Here is a 23,166-nt window from a genome sequence, read left to right as displayed (position 1 = left end):
ATAAAATAATTATTTTCCTCCTACTCGATTTTTTTTGATTATGTAGAAAATAAAATATATAAAGATGATGCTATAGGTATTTAATTTATAAGAATTACTGAATATATAGTTACAATTAATAATGAGCTACTTTTAATTTTAGAAATTAAATCAATAATTTAATAAAAATAATTACAAGCCATATTCAACAAAAATAATAAATAAAAAAATCAGGTTGCACTAAATTATGAGTAATTTGAATGCAGCCTGATTTAATATTATTTTAATATATATTCATTAGAGGTAACAAAAATAGTGGATTTAGAATAACTTGTTTGTTTAACTATAATAGAATCACCACTATTAATATCTGTTGTTTTAACTCTTAAAGTATTTTCATTTACATATTCAGTATCAACTATATTATCATTTATAAAAACTCTACTAAATGTATTAAAGTTTTTACCTGTAATTTCAATATAATCGCTATTAATAACAACATTATCAATGATAAAGTCTCTAAGACCATATTTAAAATTATCAGATGGGATAGCTTTTGTGTAATCAGATGTGTAATTTTTGCCGTAAAGCATATCATATTCTAATATTTTTAAATTTTCAAGTTTTTCATCAGTAGGCATAGTACTTCTATGAAGCTTGGCCAAAGTAGTTAATGGGAAGTTTAAATCAGATAATATCTTTGAACTAAGTTCATATGCCTTTAAATCTTCATCTTTTTCTTCTAATCCGAAGTTATCCCAAATAACATATGATGTTTGTTTTTGATTGCCAGTAATTAAATCATCATTTGATAAGCCTACAGCTGGAAGATGATCACCATATAATATAACAGCAGTAGGTTCATTAGTAGCTTCTACAAGTTCAAGTAATTCACCTATAAACATGTCCATTTCATGAATTTGTTGAAGGTAATATTCTAATCTGCTTTTATTTTCTTCATTATAATCACTTGTAATTTCAAATTCGGTAGTATCTTCTTTATCACTTGGATACCCACCATGCCCTTGAACAGAAACTGCAAAAACAAGAGCAGGATTTTCTGATTTTTCCAAAGAAAGCTTTATTTCAGGTAATAATAAGGTATCTTTTGCCCAGCCTAGAGGAGTAACATTATTATTACAACCCATTACTTCAAGAGAAGCGAAGCTATCAAAGCCTAGATTTTTATAAACTTTATTTCTACAATAGAATGTTCCTTCATGATTGTGCATAGCATCAGCATCATAATTATAATCTTTTAAATATGAAGCTAATGAAGGGGAAGTTTTACTTGATAATAATGTATTATAAGGGAATTCACCAGCACCAAAAAGTGATGAAGATAATCCTGTTATTACCTCAAATTCTGTATTAGCAGTACCCCCACCAATAGAAGGAACTTCTAAGAATCCAGAAGAATAATTATCAATTAAATATTGGAAATTAGGAGTAACTTCCTTATTAAATGTAAAATCTTTTAACATAGATTGATCTATGAAAGATTCTAATTGAACTATTATTATATTTGGTGTTTTTGGAGTTACACTAGTATTAGAAGTATTTACAACAGTTGAATCAGTAGTATCTTCATCTACAGTTTCTTCACCGGTACTATAAAGATTAATTTCATTTTTAGTTTTTTCAACTAAAGAATCAGAGTAACCTTGAGGCTTGTCTATACCTGTGTTAACAATACTATTTAAAAATGAAAAAGCAAATCCATATTCTTTATACTTAGCAGTAATATCCCAGAAATTTTTACTAACAACTTTCTTTTCCATAGCATAATCAGTTATTCTTGGTGATATAAGAATAAGTAATACTAATGAAATTATATTTAATGTATAGCTCATTTTTACTTTTGGTGATTTTATAAAAATTACAATCAGTGCAACAATAAGAACGATCAATGCAATTATCATTAATATTAATGAAGATGATGTTAAATATTGATTACTTAATTCTAGTCCATTTTTTATCATTCCAAGATCTGCTCCTGTTAATGGAGTACCTCTAAATTGTAATACAAGATTATCACCAATACTAAATATAATCCAAATAGAAGTAATTAGAGTAAATACAAAAAGTCTTCTTTTAAATAAAAAACAAGGACTTAAGGTTAAAGCAACAATAAAAGTGTTAAAAGCAAATTTACTAAAAAAATGTCTTACAAAATCTTTAGCTTGTACAAATTCCCCTCTAGTAATTGCTTCAATTGTAAATGTTAACAAGAAGGAATAGGCAATAAAAAAAAGTAAACTTACTAATACTTTTTTATTAAAAATTTTTTTTATTATGTTCAATACAAACTCTCCTCAAATTAAATTTTTTGTAAAGTTAAAATTAATATGTTAAAAAGTAAAAACTTTTTAACATATTAATTATAGAGAAGTAAACCAATATATACAAGATAGGTTATTAATGAAAATATGTGAAAATTTCATGAATAATCTAGTATTTGGTAGAGTTTAAAGGTTAAATTTATTTATAAATAGATATAAGTAGTATATAATTTAAAAGGTATTACCAAATTTGGTTAGTAAGTTTAAAGTTACATATGAAAAGGTATATTAGGTGATGTACAGAAGAGATAAAATATAAAATTGATAGAGGTGTTATGATGAAAAAAATTAGTATAATAATACCAGTATATAATGTAGAAAAATATTTAAATAAATGTTTAGATTCAATAGTAAAACAAAGTTATAAAAATTTAGAGATACTAATAATTGATGATGGATCTAAAGATAATAGTTTAAAAATTGCAAGAGAATACGAAAAGCGTGATAATAGGATAAGAGTATTTACTCAAAAAAATTCAGGGGTAAGCTCTGCAAGAAATCTAGGAATAAAAAACTCTACAGGAGACTACATAACTTTTGTTGATAGTGATGATTGGTTAGAATTAGATATGTATGAAAAAATAATAGATAGATTTAATGAGTCAATTGATGCTGTAGTTTATAGTTTTATAAGAGAGTATCCAAATAGAAGTGAGAGAGAAGTTATTCCATTTGAAAAAGAAACTATATTAAATGAAGAAGAAATATATAGTAAGTGGATTTTCAATTTAATTTCAGGAGAAGATGAAAGAGAAAGCTATATAATGGCAACAATTTGGAGATGTATTTATAGAAGAAATATAATCGAAGAGTATAGTATTTTATTTGATAATGATTTATCTTATGCAGAAGATTTAATTTTTAACTTAAAGTATTTTACTAAATGTAAAAAAATCTACATATATAATGAAGCTTTATATCATTATAGATTTAATACAAATTCTCTAGTAACTAAATATGATAGTGAGCTTTGGAATAAGAATTTAAAAGTGAACGAAGCTATTAAGAATATTTTTGAGAGTAATAATAAAGAAAAACTTATTATTACTAATGAAGTTTTAAATAGTAATGGCATGTTAATAAATAATAATAATTATGAAATTAATAAAGAAATACAAGAGCGAATTAATAGTAGATTAATTTCAGTTTGTGTTGGATGTTTAGTTAATATTTTTCATGAAAACAATAATGATAGTATAAGTGTTAAATATAAAAAGGTAAAACAAATATTAAATGATAAAAGTTTAGTGGAGGTCAAATCCAAATACAATATTAAAAATAAAAAGTATAAGCTTTTAACATTAAATATGCCAATTATACCAATAGTAATTATAAATATAAATAAAATGAAAAATAGAATTTTAAAGTAAGGGAGAAACGATGAGGACTAAAAAGGCATTAATTAATTCAAGTGCAAATATATTATGTTTTATAATTGCATTTATACCTAGTTTAATTATAAGAAAAATTTTCTTAGATACATTAGGTAGTGATATTTTGGGGTTAAACTCCTTATACAATAATATAATAGGATGGCTTTCTATAGTTGAATTAGGAGTTGGAACTGCAATTATATATTCATTATATAAACCATTTGCAGATAATGATAGAAGTCAAATAAGAGCCTATATAAGATTTTATGGGAAGTTTTATAGAAGTGTTGGCTTTGTTATATTAATAATAGGACTTATAATTACTCCATTTTTAAAGTATTTTATAAAGGAAAATATTGATTTAAAACTAGTAAGTATAGGATTTATATTATTCTTATTAAATAGCTTTATATCATATATGTTTTCACATAGATTATGTATATTAAATGTAGCTCAAGAGGAATATAAGGTTACAATTGGAACTACAATTTCAAAGCTTGTAATAACATTAATTCAATTTTTTATGCTTAAGATATACCCTAGCTTTTTACTATTTATAATAATACAAATAGTAGTAAATCTTATATATTTCATAACTATAAATATGTATATAAGTAAGCGATATTCTTGGTTAAATGAAGGAAAAGAAAGTTTAGAAGAGGAAACAAGTAAGAAGCTATTAAAAAATGTTAGAGCTATGTTCATGCATAAGATTGGTGATTTAGTTGTTAATAGTACAGATAATATAGTTATTTCAAAATTTGTTGGATTAGGAGCGTTAGCTAATTATTCAAACTATCAAATGGTAATTACAGCATGTCAAACAGTAGTAAGTAGAGGTTTAATGGGACTTACTGCAAGTATAGGAAATATGTTATCTACAGAAAATAAAGAAAAGGCATATAATGTTCATAAAAAGGTATTTTTCTTAAACTTCTGGGCTGTATCATTTATAGTTATATCTTTATATAATACATTAAATCAATTTATAGGAATGGTATTTGGAGAGCAATATTTATTAGATAGTCTAACCTTTGCAATAATATTAATTAATGTATACTTTGCATCTATGAGAGGTTCCGTTGAACAATTCCAAAGTGGAAGTGGTAACTTCTATCAAGATAGATATGCACCAATAATTGAATCTATAATAAATTTTGTATCATCAATAATATTAGTAAATTATATAGGTATTGCAGGAGTGTTTATTGGTACACTAATATCTAATTTTACAGTAGTTTTCTGGACAAAACCATATGTTGTTTATAAGTATGTTTTTGATAAAAAGCTTATTGATTATTTTATGATGTATTTTAAATATTTAATAATAGCAATAATACCATTAATAATAACTAATTATGCTACAATACCATTTAAGGAAAGTTACGATATAGTTAGTTTTATAACAAATTGTGCAATTAATGTGGTGTTAATTAACGTTATATATTTAATAATATTCTTTAAGAGCGAAGAATTTAAATATTACTTATCAATTTTTAAAAGAAAATAAATTTATATTTTAAAGTCTCTAATAAGATAAATTTTCTTATGGGAGACTTTTATTATAGGAAAAAAATGTTACAAAAAACATCTTTTATGTTATAATTTAACATAAAAGAAAGAGATTTATAAATTTATGGGAGGAACATATGAGAATGAAAAAAAGTACAAGAATTATTTTATTATCCATAAGTATAGTAATTGGGATAATTATTATTGGAATAGTTGCTACAGGGTTCTATGCTGGGAGCTTACTTAACAAAATTGAAGAGGTAAAGATAGAAAAGGATAATATAGGAATAAAAGAAGAGGTACAAGAAAAGTTAAAAGAATATGAGGGAACAATAAAAAATATAGCTTTATTTGGTATAGATACAGATGAGAATGGCATAGGAAGATCGGATGCAATAATGATAGCAACATTAGACACAGAGCATAAAAAGTTAAAAATAACATCTATAATGAGAGATTCTTATGTTGATATAGAGGGGTATGGAAAAGATAAATTAAATCATGCCTATGCTTATGGAGGAGCAGAGCTTGCAATGAATACTTTAAATAAAAATTTTGATCTTAATGTAGAAGATTTTGCAACAGTAATTTTTCATCATTACCTAAAATAGTTGATCAATTAGGTGGAATAGATTTAGATATAGATAGTGAAGAGATGGAGTTTATTAACGGATATATAGGAGATCTTAATAATACTAATGGAACTTATTCAGAGCAAATAACAGAACCAGGGATTCATCATGTAAATGGAACACAAGCTATGGCATATTGTAGAATAAGATATACATCAGGAGATGATTATAAAAGAACAGAGAGACAAAGAGAAGTACTATCTCAATTATTTAATAAAATAATGGAAGTGCCAGTAACATCTTATCCATCATTATTAGCAGAATTATTACCAATGGTTAAAACAAGCCTATCTTCAAGTGAAATTTTAGAACTTGGAAACGAAGTATTAAAAATAGGTACTAAAAGCATAGAACAAGAGAGATTTCCTATAGATGGCTATTGTGAAGGAGACTATATAGATGGAGTATTTTACTTAACCTTTGATGAAGAAACAACAATTAACCAAATGCACGAATATATATTCGAAGATAATAAAACTTGGTAAAAGTTTGAGTTGAAAAGCATAAAGAAAATTTTAATATTGGGAAAATAAAAAAGGAATTATTAAACCTACTGGAATTATTGCAATTTTACCTTAAATTTAATTAATTATTTCATGGTAATTGCAAATATTCCTTTCGGTTTAATAATTCCTTTCTTATTATTGACTAATTATTTATCATCGAAGATGTAGTCCATCATTTGTTTTTTAGCTGTTTCTAAATCATATGATAGGTAGTATACTCCATCAATAGTTATACCTTCCCCGTATCCGTCCCTAGGGAATCTATCTTGAATTAATCCATTTTGTATTATGCTTGTAGCTTTACTTGCAATAGCCAACATATCATTTGAAGTCATATTTGTTTGAACATATGGTAGTACAGTAGATAAAATTCCAGGGTATGAAGTAACTGATTGAGTAGCTAATTTATTAAATAATCTATTTAAAACAGTTCTTTGTCTTTCTGTTCTTACATAGTCTCCGCCAGTTGCATATCGTATTCTGGAATAGCTTAGAGCTTGATCACCGTTTAAAGTATATGTACCAGATGAGTTTATACCAGGTATATGAGGAACTTCTTCTTCTGTAATAGTTATATCAACACCACCAAGTAAATCTATAATTACAGGCAATGAAGAAAAATTAACAGCAACAAAATCTTCAATATTTAACCCAAAATTACTATTGATAGTTTTTATTGCAAGTTCAGGACCACCGTATGCATAAGCATGATTAATCTTGTCCATACCATAACCTTCTATATTAACGTATGAATCTCTCATAATAGAAGTAAGTTTTAATTTTTTATGAGTAGAATCTATAGTTGCAATCATTATAGAGTCAGATCTACCAGTTATACCATCTTCCGAGTCTATTCCAAATAAAGCAATATTTTTGATATCTTTAATTTTATCATCATCATAAGATTCTTTAATTTCTTCAGTATTAATGCTTAAGTCAGTATTATCAAGTTTTACATTATCAACCTTATTTAATAAAGAATAGATGCTAAAGACACCTATTAAAATTAAAATTATAAGTGTTGATACAAAACCAAGTGTAATTTTAAGCCATAAATTTTTATTTTTTCTCTTTCTTTTTCTTTTTCGTTTCTTAGTTATTTCTTCATTCATGCCCATCACCTCATTTTATATATTAGCATTTTGTCTAAAAATTGTAAAATATCTATGTTATATGTATGATTAGGTTATATGATAAAATCAATAAAATATATTAACTACAAACTTTTTGGTAGTGTGTTGTTTGAGATTTAATTAATATGATACAATTAAGTAAATATTAATTAAGTATTACGTATAATCAACAAAGGGTTAGCATTAGGAGGTAAAATTATTGAGTAAGTTAGATACAAAAAAGGTAAGGGTTTTAAGTGTTTTTGGAACTAGACCAGAAGCAATAAAGATGTGTCCATTGGTTAAGGCTTTAGAAAAAGATGAAAGGATAGAATCTATAGTATGTGCAACAGCACAACATAGAGAAATGCTAGATACAGTTTTAGATATATTTGATGTTAAGCCACAATATGATTTAAATGTAATGTCTCATGGTCAAACTATAGTAGATGTATCAAATAAGGTTTTAACAGGAGTGGATAAAACAATAAAAGATTGCAACCCTGATATAGTTTTAGTTCATGGAGATACTTCAACAACATTAAATGGAGCATTAGCTGCATTTTATAATCAAAAGGTAATTGGTCATGTTGAAGCAGGACTTAGAACTGGAGATATTTACTCACCATTCCCAGAAGAAGCAAATAGAAAATTAACGGGAGCTATAGCAACAATGCATTTTGCAGCAACAGAAAGCAATAAGAATAATTTAGCAAAAGAAAATATTACAAAGAACGTATACATAACAGGAAATACTGTAATTGATGCATTACTTAGTGTTGTTAATAAAGAACATAAATTTGAGAATGAAACAATAAATAAAATAGATTTTAATAATAAGAAAGTAGTATTATTAACTGCTCATAGAAGAGAAAATTGGGGAGAACCAATGAAGGATATATTCGCAGCAGTTAGACAACTTATAGAAAGTAATAATGATGTAGATGTTATATTCCCAATGCATAAGAATCCATTAATTAGAAGTTTAGCTAAATCAAGTTTTGAAGGAATAGAAGATAGAATTCATCTAATAGAACCATTAGAGTATGTTGACTTTGCTAATCTTATGGCAAAATGCTATTTAATAATGACAGATTCAGGTGGAATTCAAGAAGAAGCACCAGCACTTGGCAAACCAGTTATGGTTTTAAGAACAGAAACTGAAAGACCAGAAGCAATAGAAGCTGGAACTGTAAGACTTGCAGGAGTAAAGAAAGAAGATATATTTCATATAGCAAATGAGCTTGTAAATAATGAAGTCGAGTATAATAAAATGGCTCACGCAGCTAATCCATATGGAGATGGAAAGGCTTGCAAAAGAATAATCAATCATATTGTTGATTATTTCAATAAATAAAATAAAATCTTAGTACTATTTTAGTACTAAGGTTTTATTTTTATAAAATATAAATATTAATATAACCTATACTATTTTTTATATTTTTAGGCAATACTCTAAGATGATTATAAATTAACAAGGGGTAAGTAGAATGAGAAAGGTAATAAGAATATTTTTATTTGGTGTCATTTTTATGAATTTATTAACAGTTAAAGCTTTTACGGAAGAATTAAGCTATATAAATAATAGCTTAAGAGAACTATGTATTTCAGAGGAATACTCAGAAAAAATTCTTAACTATATAGATGAGTTAAAAATAACAGAATCAGATTTAAATAACATTATTTCCGATAGTGTAGCTGTATATAATGATTTCAGTGAAAAAAGTAAAGATGGAATAAGTATTTCAGAATTAGTGAATGCTTATAATGATATTAATGAAATTGCAGAAAATTTAAATTTAGATATAGGAATAAACATAATCAATAAAGAAATAGAGATTAAAAATAAATCTACAAATGAAATTATTTTTAAGGTTAATGAGAAGGATGCAAATGAATATTACGATAATTTCAAGGAACTATCTATGAATGAAGATGAGTATAATGATTTATTAAATTTTGCTAAGAAAAATATAATATCAGATGATAATAAATGTATTGAAAATGAAGAAAATATAGCTTCAAGTTATATACATAATGAAGACAGGGACGATATTTTAAAAGAAGCAGATGATTTGTTAAATGAAATTTTCAATAATAGTAATTTATTAATAGATAGTAAAGAAGAGGATGAAGATATAGCAACTTTCACAGAAAATGATATCAATGTTCTATTAAATAGGAAGATACAAGGTGGAGTTTTTATAATTCTTGTAGGATGTACACTTTTATCTATTATTTTAGGGTTTATATCAAAAATAAATTAAAAAATCTTTTTAGAAAAAAATATATAGCATCAAAATAACTTTATTAAATTAATTAAAAAAGTTATTTAATTATAAATTTATATGTTATATAATTGTAAGTGAGAGATATATTTATAATGGTGGGAGGAATTAATTATGGCAGTTTTAGTTTCAGGTGGAATGGGTTACATAGGTAGCCATACAACTGTTGAACTTTTAAATGCGGGGTTTGAAGTTGTTATTGCAGATGATTTAAGTAATAGTAAGGAGCTTGTTAAAGATAGAATAAAAAATATAACAGGTAAAGATGTTAAGTTCTATAATGTAGATTTAACAGATGTAGAAAAAACAGAAAAAATATTTGAAGAAAATAAAATAGATTCAGTTATTCATTTTGCAGCATTTAAAGCTGTTGGTGAATCAGTAGAAAAACCACTAGAATACTACTATAACAATATTACAAGTGCATTAGTTGTATTAAAGGCTATGAAGAAATATGGATGTAGAAATTTCGTATTTAGTTCATCTGCAACAGTTTATGGAGATGCAAAGGTTGTTCCAATAACAGAAGATTCTCCACTTTCAACAACTAATCCATATGGAAGCACTAAACTTATGATTGAAGATATGTTAAGGGATATTGCAAAAGCAGAACCTCAATTTAATATAGCAATTCTTAGATACTTTAATCCAGTTGGAGCACATAAGAGTGGAACAATTGGAGAAGATCCAAATGGAATTCCAAATAACTTAATGCCTTATATAACAAAGGTTGCTATTGGAGAGTTAAAACAATTAAGAGTATTTGGAAATGACTATCCAACACATGATGGAACAGGAGTAAGAGATTATATTCATGTTGTTGATTTAGCAAATGGACATGTTAAAGCATTAGAAAAATTAAACACTAACCCAGGGTTAGTTACTTACAACTTAGGAACTGGTAATGGATACTCTGTATTAGATGTTGTTAAAGCATTTAGTGAAGCATCAGGAAGAGAAATTCCTTATGAAATAGTAGATAGAAGACCAGGTGATATAGCAACTTGCTATGCTGATCCTAAAAAAGCAAATGAAGAATTAGGATGGGTTGCAGAAAGAGGCATCAAAGAGATGTGTGAAGATGCATGGAGATGGCAAAGTAACAATCCAAAGGGATATAATTAATAGAAATATATATATAAAGTGATAAGTTATAAGTATGTACTGCTTATAACTTATCACTTTTTTGCTTGTAAATATATCAATTTAAAAGTAATATTTGAGAAATTTCAATAAGAGTGTATAATATATTAATAGATAATTAGAAAATATATGATAAATTTGAGACTTATTAATTGACATATTATTAAAGTTAATAACATTTAATAAGAAAAGATTATAAATATTATTTTTATAAATATAGAAATAAATATATTTTATGCAAAACTACTTAGGAAAGAACAGAGGATATTGATTATGAAAAAAGTTATAACATATGGAACATTTGATTTATTGCATTATGGACATATTAGTTTATTAAAAAGAGCTAAAGAATTGGGGGATTATTTAGTTGTAGCATTATCAACTGACGAATTTAATGCAATAAAGGGGAAAAAAGCTCATTTTTCATATAATGAAAGAAAAATGATATTAGAAGCTATAAAGTATGTAGATGAAATAATTCCAGAAGATAATTGGGAACAAAAAGTTGAAGATGTTAGAGAAAATAATATAGATGTATTTGTTATTGGGGATGATTGGAAGGGTAAGTTTGACTTTTTAAATGAATATTGTCAAGTGGTTTATCTGCCAAGAACAGAGGGAATATCTACAACTCAAATTAAAGAGGAATTATCAACTAAATAGTAGTTAAGTGATATGTAAGTACTATTACATTAAGGAGACTATAAAGTATTATGGATAGTAAAAAGAGGATTGCTCACGTATTAACTAAAATGGATGTTGGTGGCGCAGAAACATTTATAATGAATGTATATAGAAATATTGATAGAAGTAAATATAATTTTGATTTTATAGTTTACAGTGATGAAGAGGGAGAATTTGATAAAGAAATAAAATCATTAGGGGGAAGAATATTTCGTATAACATCTCCAGGTAAAAATATAATAAAATATTTAAAAGACTTTTATAGTATATGCAAAAAAGAAAAGTTTGATGTAATACATAGTCATGCCCATCACTTCTCAGGAATTAACTCTGTTATAGCAAAGCTTGCAGGAATTAAGGTTATAATTTCACATAGTCATACAACTGTAAGTGATAATACAGGAAGTATGCCAGTTAAAGTATATAGAAAAATTATGACTAAATTAATAAAAATATTTTCAACTAATTTGTTGGCTTGTAGTGATGAAGCAGCAGAGGCTTTATTCAAGGATATTAAAAACCCTAAAGTTAGTATAGTTAATAATGGAATAGAAATTAATAGATTTATTAAAAATAGTTACTCTAAAGAAGAGTGTAGAGAAAAATTAGGCTTACCTAGAGATTCATACATAATAGGAAATGTAGGAAGATTTAGAAGTGAGAAAAATCATAATTTTATGATTGATTTATTTAAATATATTAATGAGCGTAATTCAAACACATCTTTAGTTTTGGTAGGAAATGGGGAACTATTGGAAGTGATGAAGGAAAAAGTTGGAAAATTAGGCTTAAGCAATAATGTTATTTTTTAGGAATGCGTCAGGATATAGATATAGTGTTGAAGGCTTTTGATGTATTTGTATTTCCATCATTATATGAAGGACTAGGTATAGCTGTAATAGAAGCTGAAGCAAGTGGACTTAAATGTGTTGTTTCCGATAATGTACCTAAAGCAGTTGATTTAACAGGAAATGTTAGATTTTTAAGTTTAAATGATGATATGAATAAATGGTATGATGAATTAATTAATAATAAAGATTTAAAGGATATAAAGAATAGTTTGAGTTCTTATGATATAGATGTTGTAGTAGATGAGTTATGTAACATATATTCTTCTAAGTAAGGCTAAAGGAGATAGAAAATGAATAATTTAATTGAATTTTTTAAAAAAATATACTCTAGATTAATACCTGTAAAAAATAATAGAGTTATATTTTGGGATGGAACTCCAAACTCAGGTTCAAACATAAAGATACTTTATGAATCTTTTAAAGAAGCACATGAGGAATATGATAGTATATATTTTACTAGACAACAATATATAAGTAATCTATTTAAGTATATAACATTAGTATCTACGGCTAAGGTTATTGTTACTAGCCATGGGTGTTCAAATCTTAAAAAATCCCAAACATACATAGAAACATGGCATGGAGTGCCTTTGAAAAAGTTGGGCTTGCTATCTACAGGTAAATCACCAGCTGAGGCTGATATATATATTTCATCATCAGAAATGTATACAACATTATTGAATGCATGTATAGGATCTAATAAAAAGTATGAAATAACAGGATTTCCTAGAAATGATTACTTCTTTAAGAGTAATAAAAAGGTGGAAGAAATATTTAGTTATTTAAATATTAAAAATGGTAATAAGAAGTTAGTTTTTATGCCAACTTATAGAACGGCATTAGGAAGAGTTGAAAGTTCGATTGATAGAAAATTAAATGTTTTAGGCATAGATAATGTTGATATAGAAGAAGTAAATGAATTTTTACAAGAAAATAATATTAATATAATAATAAAATTACACCCTGCTGAAGAAAGTCTATATATAGATAGTATAAAAAATTTAAGTAATATAAATCTTATAACTAAATCTTATTTAGATGAGAATAATATTGATATATATGAGATATTAAGATATTCAGATGGATTAATCACTGATTATTCTAGTGTGTATTTTGATTATTTATTATTAGATAAACCAATAATATTTTTTAATAATGATATAAGTGAATATGAAGAAAATAGAGGATTTTTATTGGAGCCTGTAGACTATTGGATGCCAGGAGAAAAAGTTAAATCATATGATGAATTTAAAAAAGGCATAGAAGATATAGCAAAAAATAATGATAAGTATGTAGAGGCTAGAAGAGATATTAGAAATATAGTTCATAGGCATAAAGATGGTAACTCTTGTAATAGAGTGAATGAAAAAATATTAGAAGCTTTAAAGGAAAGGTAGTAGTTATGAGAAAAAATAAAATCATAGGAAATTATATTTATAATATGATTATCAACTTATAAATATTATAGTACCTTTTATAACTATACCGTATATTGCTAGAGTTTTAGGACCAAATGGAACAGGAATATATGATTATACTTATTCTTATGCATTCGTATTTACTATAATATGTTTATTTGGTATGACTAATTATGGAAGTAAGAGAATAGCTTATGTGAGAGACTCTAAAGAAAAAATGTCTAATGAGTTTTGGAGCATATGGTTAATACAATTAAGTGTATCTATTATTTGTTTAATATCATATATATTTTTATTTGTTGTTGGAAATACATCAGATTTAAGAATTATGTTTATTATGCAGTTTCCGTTATTGTTAGCATCACTTTTAGATATATCATGGCTATATGTTGGAATGGAGGACTTTGGAAAGACTATAACTAGAAATATATTAGTAAAAATTATTGGATTAATACTAATATTTATATTAGTAAAAGGTCCTAATGATGTATGGCTATACATATTAATAAATTCAGGAAGTGCGTTTATAGGTAATTTAAGCTTTTGGATTTTCTTAAAAAAGTATGTTAATAAGATTAACTTTAAAGCTATAAATGTAAAATGTCATATAAGAGAGTCGTTTTTATTATTTATACCACAAATAGCAACTCAAATTTACACTACATTAGATAGAGCTGTTATAGGAGGTTTGTCTAATACACTACAAGTTGGATATTATAGCAATTCTCAAAAAATAGCAAGGTTATCCTTGGTAGTTGTAACATCATTAAGCTTTGTTATGATGCCAAGAATAGCTAATATGTATGCTAATGATGACAAAGGAAAAGTAAATGATTATTTAAGTAAATCATTAAAGTTTTCTTTAATTTTATCTATATTTATAACAACATCTTTAATTGTAATATCTAAAGATTTTGTACCAGTATTCTTTGGTGATAATTTCAAAGTAATTATTCCATATATGATAATAAGTAGTGTAATAGTGATATTTATATCTGTAGGTGGAGTATTCGCTACACAATTTTCACTCCCAACAGGAAGGACTAAAGAATATACAATACCATTAGTTTTAGCTGCGGTAATAAATCCAATAATAAACATAATATTAGTACCGTCACTTGGAGCCTTAGGTGGAGTGTTTGCTATAGTTATTACAGAGTTTGTAGTAATGTTTATTAGAATATTTGTAGTAAGAAAAGAACTAGATTTAAGATTTATGTTTAAAGTAACATTTAAATACTTATTTGCAGGAATAATAGGATTAATAGTTAGTTTATTTATAAGTAAAGTTTTAAATCCATCATATATGTCGGTATTTATTGAAGGCACGATAAATGCAATAGTTTATTTTGCAATAATTTTAATTATTGATAAGGAATTACGGTTATTATTATTAAGTTTAATAAGAAAAAAGATGCGTTAGTACATTGGAGGAAAATTAGTATGTATGTTAAGTGCAGTCTATCAGAAGGCAAGAGGTTAATGATAGAAATATTAAAGTATATAGAAGAAATATGCGAAAAAAATAATTTGCAATACTTTGTAGTTGCAGGTACTTTATTAGGGGCTGTTAGGCACAAAGGATTTATTCCTTGGGATGATGATATAGATATAATAATGACAAAAAAAGATCATCTTAAACTTATAGAAGCTATTAAAAATGATAATAACAATAGATTTGGTATATTAGATAAAAGTATAGACCCTAATTACCCATTAGAGTTATCAAAGGTAATTATGAAAGATACCTTATGTGAATTAAATGATGAGTTAAAGAGCGTGCAAGCTAAATCAGAAGTTTTTGTTGATGTATTTACTTTAGAATTCTTTAATGAAGAAACTTCTAGAAAACATAGAAAGTATGTTAGATTATTTGAAAATGCAAGAAAAAAGGTTGTAATAAATAACCTAAAGCCGAGCTTATTTAGAACAGGATTACAAGTATTTAGAGTTGCATCAAAGATAGTTGTACCTATAAATGTAATTGATAGATTTAAAAAGAGATATTCAGTTGAAAATGGAGCATATGCTGGTTTTGATGTTTCACAATCAAGTGATTTTATTTGTAGAGTAGAAGATATATATCCATTAAAACAAATTCCCTTTGAAGATGTAAAAGTATGGGCTCCTAATAATCCAGACGCAATATTAAAATATCAATACGGACCTAATTACATGGAATTACCACCAGAAGATAAAAGACATACTCATTCGCAATCAATATCTGTAGATAAAAAAATAGCAGATATCTACAATATTAAAGGAAAGTAGTGAGAAGATGGAGAAGTTATTATTACTTAATGATTCAGGAAACTTCGGTGGAGTACAAAGTGTTTTTAGAAATATATTAAATTATGGTGCGTTTAATGGATTTAATATAGATATTCTATTTGCCACTAATGGGCCTATTTATGACGAAATACAGGGAAAAGGATATAATATAAATTATATTGTTGATTTTAAAAAATTCAAAAGCCTAGAAATTATTGTTTTATTATTTAAAATCATAAAAACCACAGATAGAATGTTAAAAAATAAGAAGTATGACAAGGTGTATGCTAATGGATTTTTAAGCTGTGTTGCATGTGGAATACTATCAAAGAAATATAAAAATATTAAATTTGTATGGCATGAGCATAATAGGCCACCTTCTGAAATTAGAAAAAAGTTTCTTAAGGGTATATTAAAAAATATAAAAAAGGTAATTGTTGTTTCTAACGGAATTAGAGATAATTATTGTATAAAAGATAATGAAAAAGTTGTTGTTGTTTATAATGGGATAGAAAGTGACGATATATCATACTTAGAGAATAAAAGTCCTAATAAAATAAAATTAGCAGTAGTATCTAGAATGGATAGAGGAAAAGGTCATTTAGAAACTATAGAAGCTTTTAATAATGCCAGTAGAAATGATATGGAGTTATACATAATAGGTGGTGCAACTAATAAAGAAGCTTTAATCGTAGAAGAAGAAATAAAAAGAAAATGTGAAGAAAATAAGAATATAAAGCTTATAGGTTTCACAAAAGAGGTAGATAAGTACTATAAAGAAATGGACATTATTATACAGGCATCAACCAAGTGGGATTCACTTCCTACTGTTTTAATTGAAGCTATGAATTATAATTGTGCTCTTATTGGTAGCGATGTTGGAGGAATTCCTGAGATTATAAATAATGATAATGGATATATAGTGAAAAAGGATAGATTAGTTGAAGATTTGACAGCATTATTAAAAGGGTTAAAGAAAGACGATGAAATTATAAGCAAACAAGTTAAAGCAAAAAGTATATTAAAAGAGAAGTTTATTATATCTAGACAAGTAAAAATAATAAATGATATTCTTAAATCCATATAAATGTTGCTAAAGAGGAGAAATGATGAATAATAATTTTGTGTCTGTAATAATGAGTACTTATAATGAACCACTTGATTGGATAAGAAAAGCTATTGAGTCTATTTTAAATCAAACTTATAAAAATATTGAATTTATAATAGTTTGTGATAATCCACAAAATAAGGGGCTAATAATTTTATTAGATGAATATAAGAAGAGAGATAATAGAATAAAGCTTATATACAATGAAATTAATATAGGCTTAACAGCATCATTAAATAAGGCTATAAAAGTTACTAGTGGAAAATATATAGCAAGAATGGATTCAGATGATATTGCAGATAGTCTAAGATTAGAAAAGCAATTAAAATATTTAGTTGAAAATGGTTTAGATTTAATTGGATCTGGTGTTACTTGTATAGGGGAAGATGAGAAGGTTATAACAACTTTAAATAAATTCCCTAAAGAAAATGAAAAGTTCAAAAAAAAGATTTTATATAATAACTGTATGCCACATCCAACGTGGTTTGGAAAAACAGAGGTATTTAAAAGTCTTGATGGATATCGTGATGTAAACTATGCAGAGGATTATGATTTTATTTTAAGAGCTGTATATAAGGGCTTTAAGTTAGGGAATATAAATGAAGTTTTAATACAGTATAGAATGAGAGAAAGTAGTATATCTAATAAAAATGGATTAAAACAATTTATCACATCTAAGCAGTTAGTAGAAGCTTATAAAAATAATTATATACTAGATTTTAAAAGGTTATCCAAAGAGATATATTATAAATTATGTGATTTATCTACTGAAGAAATAGATAAATACCTAGAATCAAGTAAATTATTTTCAAAAGGTGTAGAGAGCCTAAACCCAATTAGTTTAATTAAATCAGTAAGTATTAGTAAATATTATAGAAAAAAAGTAATTTGTTATGTAAGAGGAATGTTTTAGAATATAGTTGATTAAAGAGGAGAGTAAAAATGAATAAAGAATTATTAGTGATTGTTCCAGCTTACAATGAAGAGAAGAACATAATTGCTGTAGTAAATGATTTAAAAAAGGAGTTGCCTTTTGCAGATGTATTAGTAATAAATGATAATTCAAGTGATAATACAGCTAAGGTGCTAAAAGAACATAATGTAGATTTTGTTACTACCCCTTTTAACTTAAGATATGCAGGAGTTGTTCAAACTGGATTTAAATATGCTGTATTAAAAGATTATAAGTATGCAGCACAGTTTGATGGAGACGGACAACATGTAGGTAAAGAGTTAGTAAAAATGTATGAAATTATCAAAGATAGTGATTTAGATATTGCTATTGGTTCAAGATTTGTTGAAGAAACAGAGTATAATCATGCGTTCTTTAGAAAAATAGGGACTATAGTTTTTCAAAAGATAATACAATTTGCAACTAAGCAAAAGATAACAGATCCTACATCAGGGCTTCAGATTTTATCTAAAAGAGTATATACGAGATATTCCAAAATGGCTCATTATCCTGATTATCCAGATGCTAATTTAATAATAGAAATGATATTAAATGGATATAAGATTAAAGAAATACCAGTGCAAATGAAGGAAAGAGTTTATGGGGAAAGCATGCATGCTGGCATATGGGGGCCTTTTATATATATGTTAAGAATGATGTATAGTATTGCATTAGTATTAATAAAGTATAAGGATTTACTTAAGGCTAGAAGGAGGAATAAATAGATGTTATCTGAAACGGTATTTTTTGCAATAGCTGGAATTATATTTTTATTAGCTGTAATTAACGTAGTAAAGAAGCAGAGATCTTTTGAAAGAGAAAGCTTTTATTGGGTTATATCTGCAATAGGAATGTTAGTATTAGCCATTAACCCTAAGATAATAATTATAATATCTAAAATAGTAAATATAAAATATCCACCGTCATTATTATTTTTAATTGCTATATTATTTATATTTTATTTATTATTTAAATTGACATGTCAAATTAGTAATCTTAGAGAGCAGAATAAAGAATTAGCACAAGAGTCTATAGTTTTAAAAAGAAGATTTAAAGAGTTAGAGGATGAAATAGAGAAATTAAAACTAATAAACAATGAATAATATAATTAATACGCTATATCATAATTAAGTTTTAGAATTCTTAGCAAATGTTTTAAGGGATAAAGCTTGCAATAAGTTTTGATATAGCTTTTTATTTATAATATTCAATGTTTAATTTAAAAATGGAGGGGACATCATGGAATTTATAAAAAAGCATTATAAAAAAGTATTGTTTTTGATTGGATATGCAATATTAGGATATTATATGCTTAAATATACATTTGACTACTTTGAAGAGTTACATTCCTTTAACAGTAAAGGTTTTACTTTATTTGTGTTATGTGGAATAGCTTTAATAGTATTAACAATGATAATATTAATTAAATTTAATAGGGGGAATATAGCTAAGCAGTTTGTTGTTATTGCTTTAATATGGGGAACAGCATTTGCTGTTATTAATCCGCCATTTTTAGTTCCAGATGAAATTGTACATATTAACAGATCCTATGACTTGGCAAAAGGTAGGATTTTTTATAAGGCACATGAAGATCATATGATGTTACCTTTTGGATTATATAAGTATGATCAAAATATATGGAATAGTGTTGATAGGGATGGTATTAGTAAATATTTAGATATCGCAAATACGCCATTAGAAAAAGATAGGTTAATAAAATATAATGCAAGCTCTACAGGAGCATATAATTTTATTGCATATGTACCACAATCAATAGGGACATTTATTGGGGATTTATTAAATCTTCCAACTTATTTTGTTTTAGTTTTAGGACGACTTACAAATTTAGCTGTTTGGATACTGCTTGGATACTTGGCTTTAAAGTATATGCCTATAAGAAAGGATTTGTTATTTTTAATAATGTTTCTTCCGGTAGGAGTACAACAAGCAGCATCATATTCTCCAGATGCACTTCTTAATTCGGCTAGTTTTTTAGTCATAGCCTATATATTACATTTGAAATTTGAAAAAGAAGAGGTTGATTATAAGGACTTATTAAAGGTAATAGGATTAACGGTATTGATAGGTTCTATAAAGTTACCATATATATTAATTGCAGGAACATTAATTCTTATTCCAAATAAAAAAATTAAATTTGGAGTTTTCGGAAAGTTTATAGCATTGATTTTAATATTACTTGTTAATTTTGCAGTGATGTTTGGCTGGCAAACATTATCTAAGCCGAAGACTCAAAATCAACAAATAACAACTACGCAGTCCAATGATAGTAGTAAAGAATCTGATAAAGTAAATTGGGTGAATGAAATAGTTACACAGCCTAATTTATTCATAGAAAAAGTTTCAGAAACATTAGAAAATGCTGAAGAGTTTTATAGCAAATCATTTACTGCATTTTTAGGATGGTTTAAGGTTCAACCTACTAAAGAATTTTCAGTCTTGATGCTTAATGTATTATTGTTATTTGCAGTATTAGGAGATGAAAAGAAATATTTATTAGGGGTATTTGACAGAATATTATATCTGTTAATGACAGTTGGAATGTATTTACTACTATGTGCTGTAGCATTCCAATGGGCTAATAAGCCTTTAAGTGAAATAGTAATATTTGATGGAATACAAGGAAGGTACTTCTATCCATTTATTATAGGTATATACATGGTATTACAAAATAATATTTTAAAAATAAAGAATAGTGATATATGGATAAATACATATAGAAATTTATATGTATGTTGGACTTTGATGTTTTCATTGGCAATGATAATTAACTGTTACTTTATATATAATTATTAACAATAGTAATATATTGTATAAAAATTAAAATTATATTAAGAACAATGATATTTAAAAACTTTTGTGATATAATCTAAGACAGTATTGTGAAGTAGAGTAAAAATAAGGGGGTGTTAAGACAGCCCCTAAATTCGTTATTTAGAAAACAAGTCTCTATGTTAAAAGTTTTATATTCATATTGTATTGATTTTTATTTAAAGAACTTTCAATAAGTAATATAAATAATAAAATTTAATAGAAGTAAAAGGAGATTAGAATCACTATGAAAAAGCTAATTTCAGCAGTAATTGTTAATTGGAATGGAGAAAAGTATTTATATAAATGTATAAATTCTTTATTAGAACAAGATTATGATAATACTGAAATAATAATAATAGATAACGATTCGACAGATAGATCAGTAGAAATAATTAAGGAGCATTTTATAGATAAAGTTAAATTAATTCAAAATGCTAATATAGGATATGCAGGTGGAGCCAATACTGGAATAGAAAATTCAAATGGTGATTTTGTTATGATTGCAAATCCAGATGTAGTATTTGAGCGAGATTATTTATCTAAGTGTATAAAAAAGTTAGAAGAAGATAAAAAGAATGCAGCGGTAATAGGGAAATTATTAAAATATGATTTTGATAAAGATGAAATTATAAATGTAATAGATTCAGCTGGAATGGAGTTGAATCATAAGAGACAAGGAAGAGAAATAGGACAAAATGATGCTGATGTGGGACAATATGAAAAAAATAGAAGAGTGTTCGGGGTTTGTGGTGCAGCAGCAGTATTTAAAAGAGAATCATTAGAAGAAGTAAAAGTTAATAATGAATATTTTGATTCGGATTTTTTTGCGTATAAAGAGGATGTAGATATAAGCTGGAGATTAAATCTGTATGGATTTAAATGCTACTATATACATGATGCAGTGGCCTATCATGGTAGAGGTATGAATAGTAGTAAAGGTATAATAAATACTATAAAAGCAAGAAGAAAGCAATCGGAATTTTTAAAGGGAATCTCATTTAGAAATCATTATTTAATGTTAATTAAAAACGAAAGTAAGGGTTCGTACAAAAAAGATAAGCTTGGAATATATGTAGATTTTATCAAGTACATGACATTCTTTTTATTATTTGACTTTAAGTGCTTTAAGTATTTAAAACAGGTAAAAGAAATGAAACCTAAAGCTTTAGAGAAAAGAAAAGTTATAATGAAAAATACTAAGTTAAATGATGAAGAAATTTATAAATTATTTGACTTATAATTTGGGGGTGTACTATGAAAAATACAATGGCAGTAATAGTAACTTACAATGTGGGAATAGAATTCGTTGATAAGATAGAAGTTCTAAAAAATTATGTAGATAAAATTGTAGTTGTAGATAATGGTTCTAATAGCAATACTTTAAAAATTCTTAAGTCATTAAAAGATACAATAATATTAACTGAATTAAATGAAAATAAGGGAATTGCTTATGCCTTAAATAGAGGAATTGAACAAGGTGTAAGGGATGGATATGAATGGATTTTAACCTTGGATCATGATAGTATAGTAGAAAAAGATATGGTATCTAATATGCTAAAAACATATAGCGCTATAGATGACAAGGAAAAGGACAAAATCGTAATGATTACTCCAATACATATTGAAGAAAAAAAATATAATAAAGAGTTAGTAAGCAAGAATAATGCGTGGAAATATGTTTTAACTGAAATAACATCAGGGGCACTTACAAAAGCTAGTTATTATAAGAACAATATTTATGATGAAGATCTTTTTATAGACTTAGTAGATCATGATTATTGTTTAAATATAAATAAACAAGGATATAAAATAATACAAGTTGAATCAGCTATACTAATTCATAATTTAGGAGAGTCTGTACAAAGGAATATTTTAGGTATGAAAGTTACACCTACTAATCATAATGCCTTAAGAAGATATTATATGGCTAGAAATAGATTTTTTATTTGGAATAAATATAAAGATGATTTTCCAGAATGGATAGCTAAAGATAAAAAGAGATTTATATCAGAATTAGCTAAGGTTATATTATTTGAAAATAATAAAGTAGAAAAAATTAAAATGACAATTACAGGAATTAAAGATTATAAAAAAGGTATAAGAGGAGCTTTCAATAGATAATTATATAAATTTATAAGCAATTACTAATAATAATATTGTGAT

At 26.0% G+C, this 23,166-nt stretch carries 18 protein-coding genes and 2 pseudogenes; 18 read left to right on the top strand and 2 right to left on the bottom strand.

The genetic code is table 11. The features are described 5' to 3' along the window. Positions 1-257 precede the first annotated feature (257 nt). Positions 258-2,282: an LTA synthase family protein gene (locus HMPREF0216_RS16110; RefSeq protein WP_051040635.1), complete on the bottom strand. Its 2,025-nt coding sequence runs from the start codon at positions 2,280-2,282 to the stop codon at positions 258-260. Between the two features lie 317 nt (positions 2,283-2,599). Between HMPREF0216_RS16110 and HMPREF0216_RS00930 the strand changes: the two genes are divergently transcribed. From HMPREF0216_RS00930 to HMPREF0216_RS00920, 3 genes and pseudogenes are all read left to right on the top strand, one after another. Next, positions 2,600-3,691 carry a glycosyltransferase family 2 protein gene (locus HMPREF0216_RS00930; RefSeq protein WP_040418423.1) on the top strand — a complete coding sequence of 364 codons (1,092 nt, stop codon included), beginning with the start codon at positions 2,600-2,602 and terminating at the stop codon, positions 3,689-3,691. A gap of 10 nt (positions 3,692-3,701) precedes the next feature. Continuing rightward, positions 3,702-5,204 carry an O-unit flippase gene (locus tag HMPREF0216_RS00925; protein ID WP_005210056.1) on the top strand — a complete coding sequence of 501 codons (1,503 nt, stop codon included), beginning with the start codon at positions 3,702-3,704 and terminating at the stop codon, positions 5,202-5,204. A gap of 139 nt (positions 5,205-5,343) precedes the next feature. Beyond that, positions 5,344-6,323: pseudogene (locus HMPREF0216_RS00920) on the top strand (LCP family protein). Between the two features lie 167 nt (positions 6,324-6,490). On the opposite strand, the gene HMPREF0216_RS00915 reads toward HMPREF0216_RS00920, so the two are convergent. Beyond that, positions 6,491-7,456, bottom strand: coding sequence for an LCP family protein (locus HMPREF0216_RS00915; protein ID WP_040418420.1), 966 nt, complete (start codon positions 7,454-7,456; stop codon positions 6,491-6,493). Between the two features lie 220 nt (positions 7,457-7,676). Between HMPREF0216_RS00915 and wecB the strand changes: the two genes are divergently transcribed. From wecB to HMPREF0216_RS00840, 15 genes and pseudogenes are all read left to right on the top strand, one after another. Next, the gene (gene wecB, locus HMPREF0216_RS00910; RefSeq protein WP_005210044.1) at positions 7,677-8,813 is read left to right on the top strand and encodes a non-hydrolyzing UDP-N-acetylglucosamine 2-epimerase; all 1,137 of its coding nucleotides are present in this window, start codon (positions 7,677-7,679) and stop codon (positions 8,811-8,813) included. Between the two features lie 133 nt (positions 8,814-8,946). Further along, entirely contained in the window at positions 8,947-9,723 is a 777-nt protein-coding gene (locus HMPREF0216_RS00905; RefSeq protein ID WP_005210040.1) for a hypothetical protein, read from the top strand. A gap of 135 nt (positions 9,724-9,858) precedes the next feature. Then, entirely contained in the window at positions 9,859-10,869 is a 1,011-nt protein-coding gene (gene galE / locus HMPREF0216_RS00900) for a UDP-glucose 4-epimerase GalE (RefSeq protein WP_005210038.1), read from the top strand. Positions 10,870-11,160: 291 nt separating this feature from the next. After that, positions 11,161-11,550 carry a glycerol-3-phosphate cytidylyltransferase gene (gene tagD / locus HMPREF0216_RS00895; protein WP_005210036.1) on the top strand — a complete coding sequence of 130 codons (390 nt, stop codon included), beginning with the start codon at positions 11,161-11,163 and terminating at the stop codon, positions 11,548-11,550. Positions 11,551-11,600: 50 nt separating this feature from the next. Next, positions 11,601-12,533, top strand: a pseudogene (locus HMPREF0216_RS00890) (glycosyltransferase); the annotation flags it as partial. A 179-nt stretch (positions 12,534-12,712) separates the two neighbouring features. Beyond that, positions 12,713-13,819, top strand: a complete 1,107-nt coding sequence (locus tag HMPREF0216_RS00885) for a CDP-glycerol glycerophosphotransferase family protein (RefSeq protein ID WP_005210026.1) — start codon at positions 12,713-12,715, stop codon at positions 13,817-13,819. A 58-nt stretch (positions 13,820-13,877) separates the two neighbouring features. Then, entirely contained in the window at positions 13,878-15,263 is a 1,386-nt protein-coding gene (locus tag HMPREF0216_RS00880) for an oligosaccharide flippase family protein (RefSeq protein WP_147576206.1), read from the top strand. A 20-nt stretch (positions 15,264-15,283) separates the two neighbouring features. Next, positions 15,284-16,111 carry a LicD family protein gene (locus HMPREF0216_RS00875; RefSeq protein WP_005210021.1) on the top strand — a complete coding sequence of 276 codons (828 nt, stop codon included), beginning with the start codon at positions 15,284-15,286 and terminating at the stop codon, positions 16,109-16,111. A 7-nt stretch (positions 16,112-16,118) separates the two neighbouring features. Continuing rightward, entirely contained in the window at positions 16,119-17,198 is a 1,080-nt protein-coding gene (locus tag HMPREF0216_RS00870; protein WP_005210018.1) for a glycosyltransferase family 4 protein, read from the top strand. A gap of 22 nt (positions 17,199-17,220) precedes the next feature. Next, the gene (locus HMPREF0216_RS00865; RefSeq protein ID WP_051040633.1) at positions 17,221-18,132 is read left to right on the top strand and encodes a glycosyltransferase; all 912 of its coding nucleotides are present in this window, start codon (positions 17,221-17,223) and stop codon (positions 18,130-18,132) included. Positions 18,133-18,161: 29 nt separating this feature from the next. Further along, a complete protein-coding gene (locus tag HMPREF0216_RS00860; protein WP_005210010.1) occupies positions 18,162-18,896 on the top strand; it encodes a glycosyltransferase family 2 protein in 735 nt (244 codons plus the stop codon). Beyond that, a complete protein-coding gene (locus HMPREF0216_RS00855; RefSeq protein ID WP_005210009.1) occupies positions 18,897-19,274 on the top strand; it encodes a DUF2304 domain-containing protein in 378 nt (125 codons plus the stop codon). 136 nt (positions 19,275-19,410) lie between these two features. Further along, entirely contained in the window at positions 19,411-20,985 is a 1,575-nt protein-coding gene (locus tag HMPREF0216_RS00850) for a DUF2142 domain-containing protein (protein WP_005210008.1), read from the top strand. Positions 20,986-21,247: 262 nt separating this feature from the next. Beyond that, complete coding sequence (locus HMPREF0216_RS00845; protein WP_005210007.1) at positions 21,248-22,243, top strand: glycosyltransferase family 2 protein; 996 nt, start codon at positions 21,248-21,250, stop codon at positions 22,241-22,243. 14 nt (positions 22,244-22,257) lie between these two features. Continuing rightward, complete coding sequence (locus tag HMPREF0216_RS00840; protein WP_005210006.1) at positions 22,258-23,124, top strand: glycosyltransferase family 2 protein; 867 nt, start codon at positions 22,258-22,260, stop codon at positions 23,122-23,124. Positions 23,125-23,166 lie beyond the last annotated feature (42 nt).

Source organism: Clostridium celatum DSM 1785, assembly GCF_000320405.1.
In the GTDB taxonomy this organism is placed as follows: domain Bacteria; phylum Bacillota; class Clostridia; order Clostridiales; family Clostridiaceae; genus Clostridium; species Clostridium celatum.
Note: the sequence above shows the minus strand (reverse complement) of the source record. Positions and strands in the feature narration are given on the sequence as shown.

Coding starts and splice junctions, on each gene's coding strand:
- HMPREF0216_RS00930 (WP_040418423.1), top strand. CDS start 2,600: ATGAAAAAAATTAGTATAATAATACCAGTATATAATGTAGAAAAATAT.
- HMPREF0216_RS00925 (WP_005210056.1), top strand. CDS start 3,702: ATGAGGACTAAAAAGGCATTAATTAATTCAAGTGCAAATATATTATGT.
- HMPREF0216_RS00915 (WP_040418420.1), bottom strand. CDS start 7,456: ATGAATGAAGAAATAACTAAGAAACGAAAAAGAAAAAGAAAGAGAAAA.
- HMPREF0216_RS00905 (WP_005210040.1), top strand. CDS start 8,947: ATGAGAAAGGTAATAAGAATATTTTTATTTGGTGTCATTTTTATGAAT.
- galE (WP_005210038.1), top strand. CDS start 9,859: ATGGCAGTTTTAGTTTCAGGTGGAATGGGTTACATAGGTAGCCATACA.
- tagD (WP_005210036.1), top strand. CDS start 11,161: ATGAAAAAAGTTATAACATATGGAACATTTGATTTATTGCATTATGGA.
- HMPREF0216_RS00885 (WP_005210026.1), top strand. CDS start 12,713: ATGAATAATTTAATTGAATTTTTTAAAAAAATATACTCTAGATTAATA.
- HMPREF0216_RS00875 (WP_005210021.1), top strand. CDS start 15,284: ATGTATGTTAAGTGCAGTCTATCAGAAGGCAAGAGGTTAATGATAGAA.
- HMPREF0216_RS00870 (WP_005210018.1), top strand. CDS start 16,119: ATGGAGAAGTTATTATTACTTAATGATTCAGGAAACTTCGGTGGAGTA.
- HMPREF0216_RS00865 (WP_051040633.1), top strand. CDS start 17,221: ATGAATAATAATTTTGTGTCTGTAATAATGAGTACTTATAATGAACCA.
- HMPREF0216_RS00860 (WP_005210010.1), top strand. CDS start 18,162: ATGAATAAAGAATTATTAGTGATTGTTCCAGCTTACAATGAAGAGAAG.
- HMPREF0216_RS00855 (WP_005210009.1), top strand. CDS start 18,897: ATGTTATCTGAAACGGTATTTTTTGCAATAGCTGGAATTATATTTTTA.
- HMPREF0216_RS00850 (WP_005210008.1), top strand. CDS start 19,411: ATGGAATTTATAAAAAAGCATTATAAAAAAGTATTGTTTTTGATTGGA.
- HMPREF0216_RS00845 (WP_005210007.1), top strand. CDS start 21,248: ATGAAAAAGCTAATTTCAGCAGTAATTGTTAATTGGAATGGAGAAAAG.
- HMPREF0216_RS00840 (WP_005210006.1), top strand. CDS start 22,258: ATGAAAAATACAATGGCAGTAATAGTAACTTACAATGTGGGAATAGAA.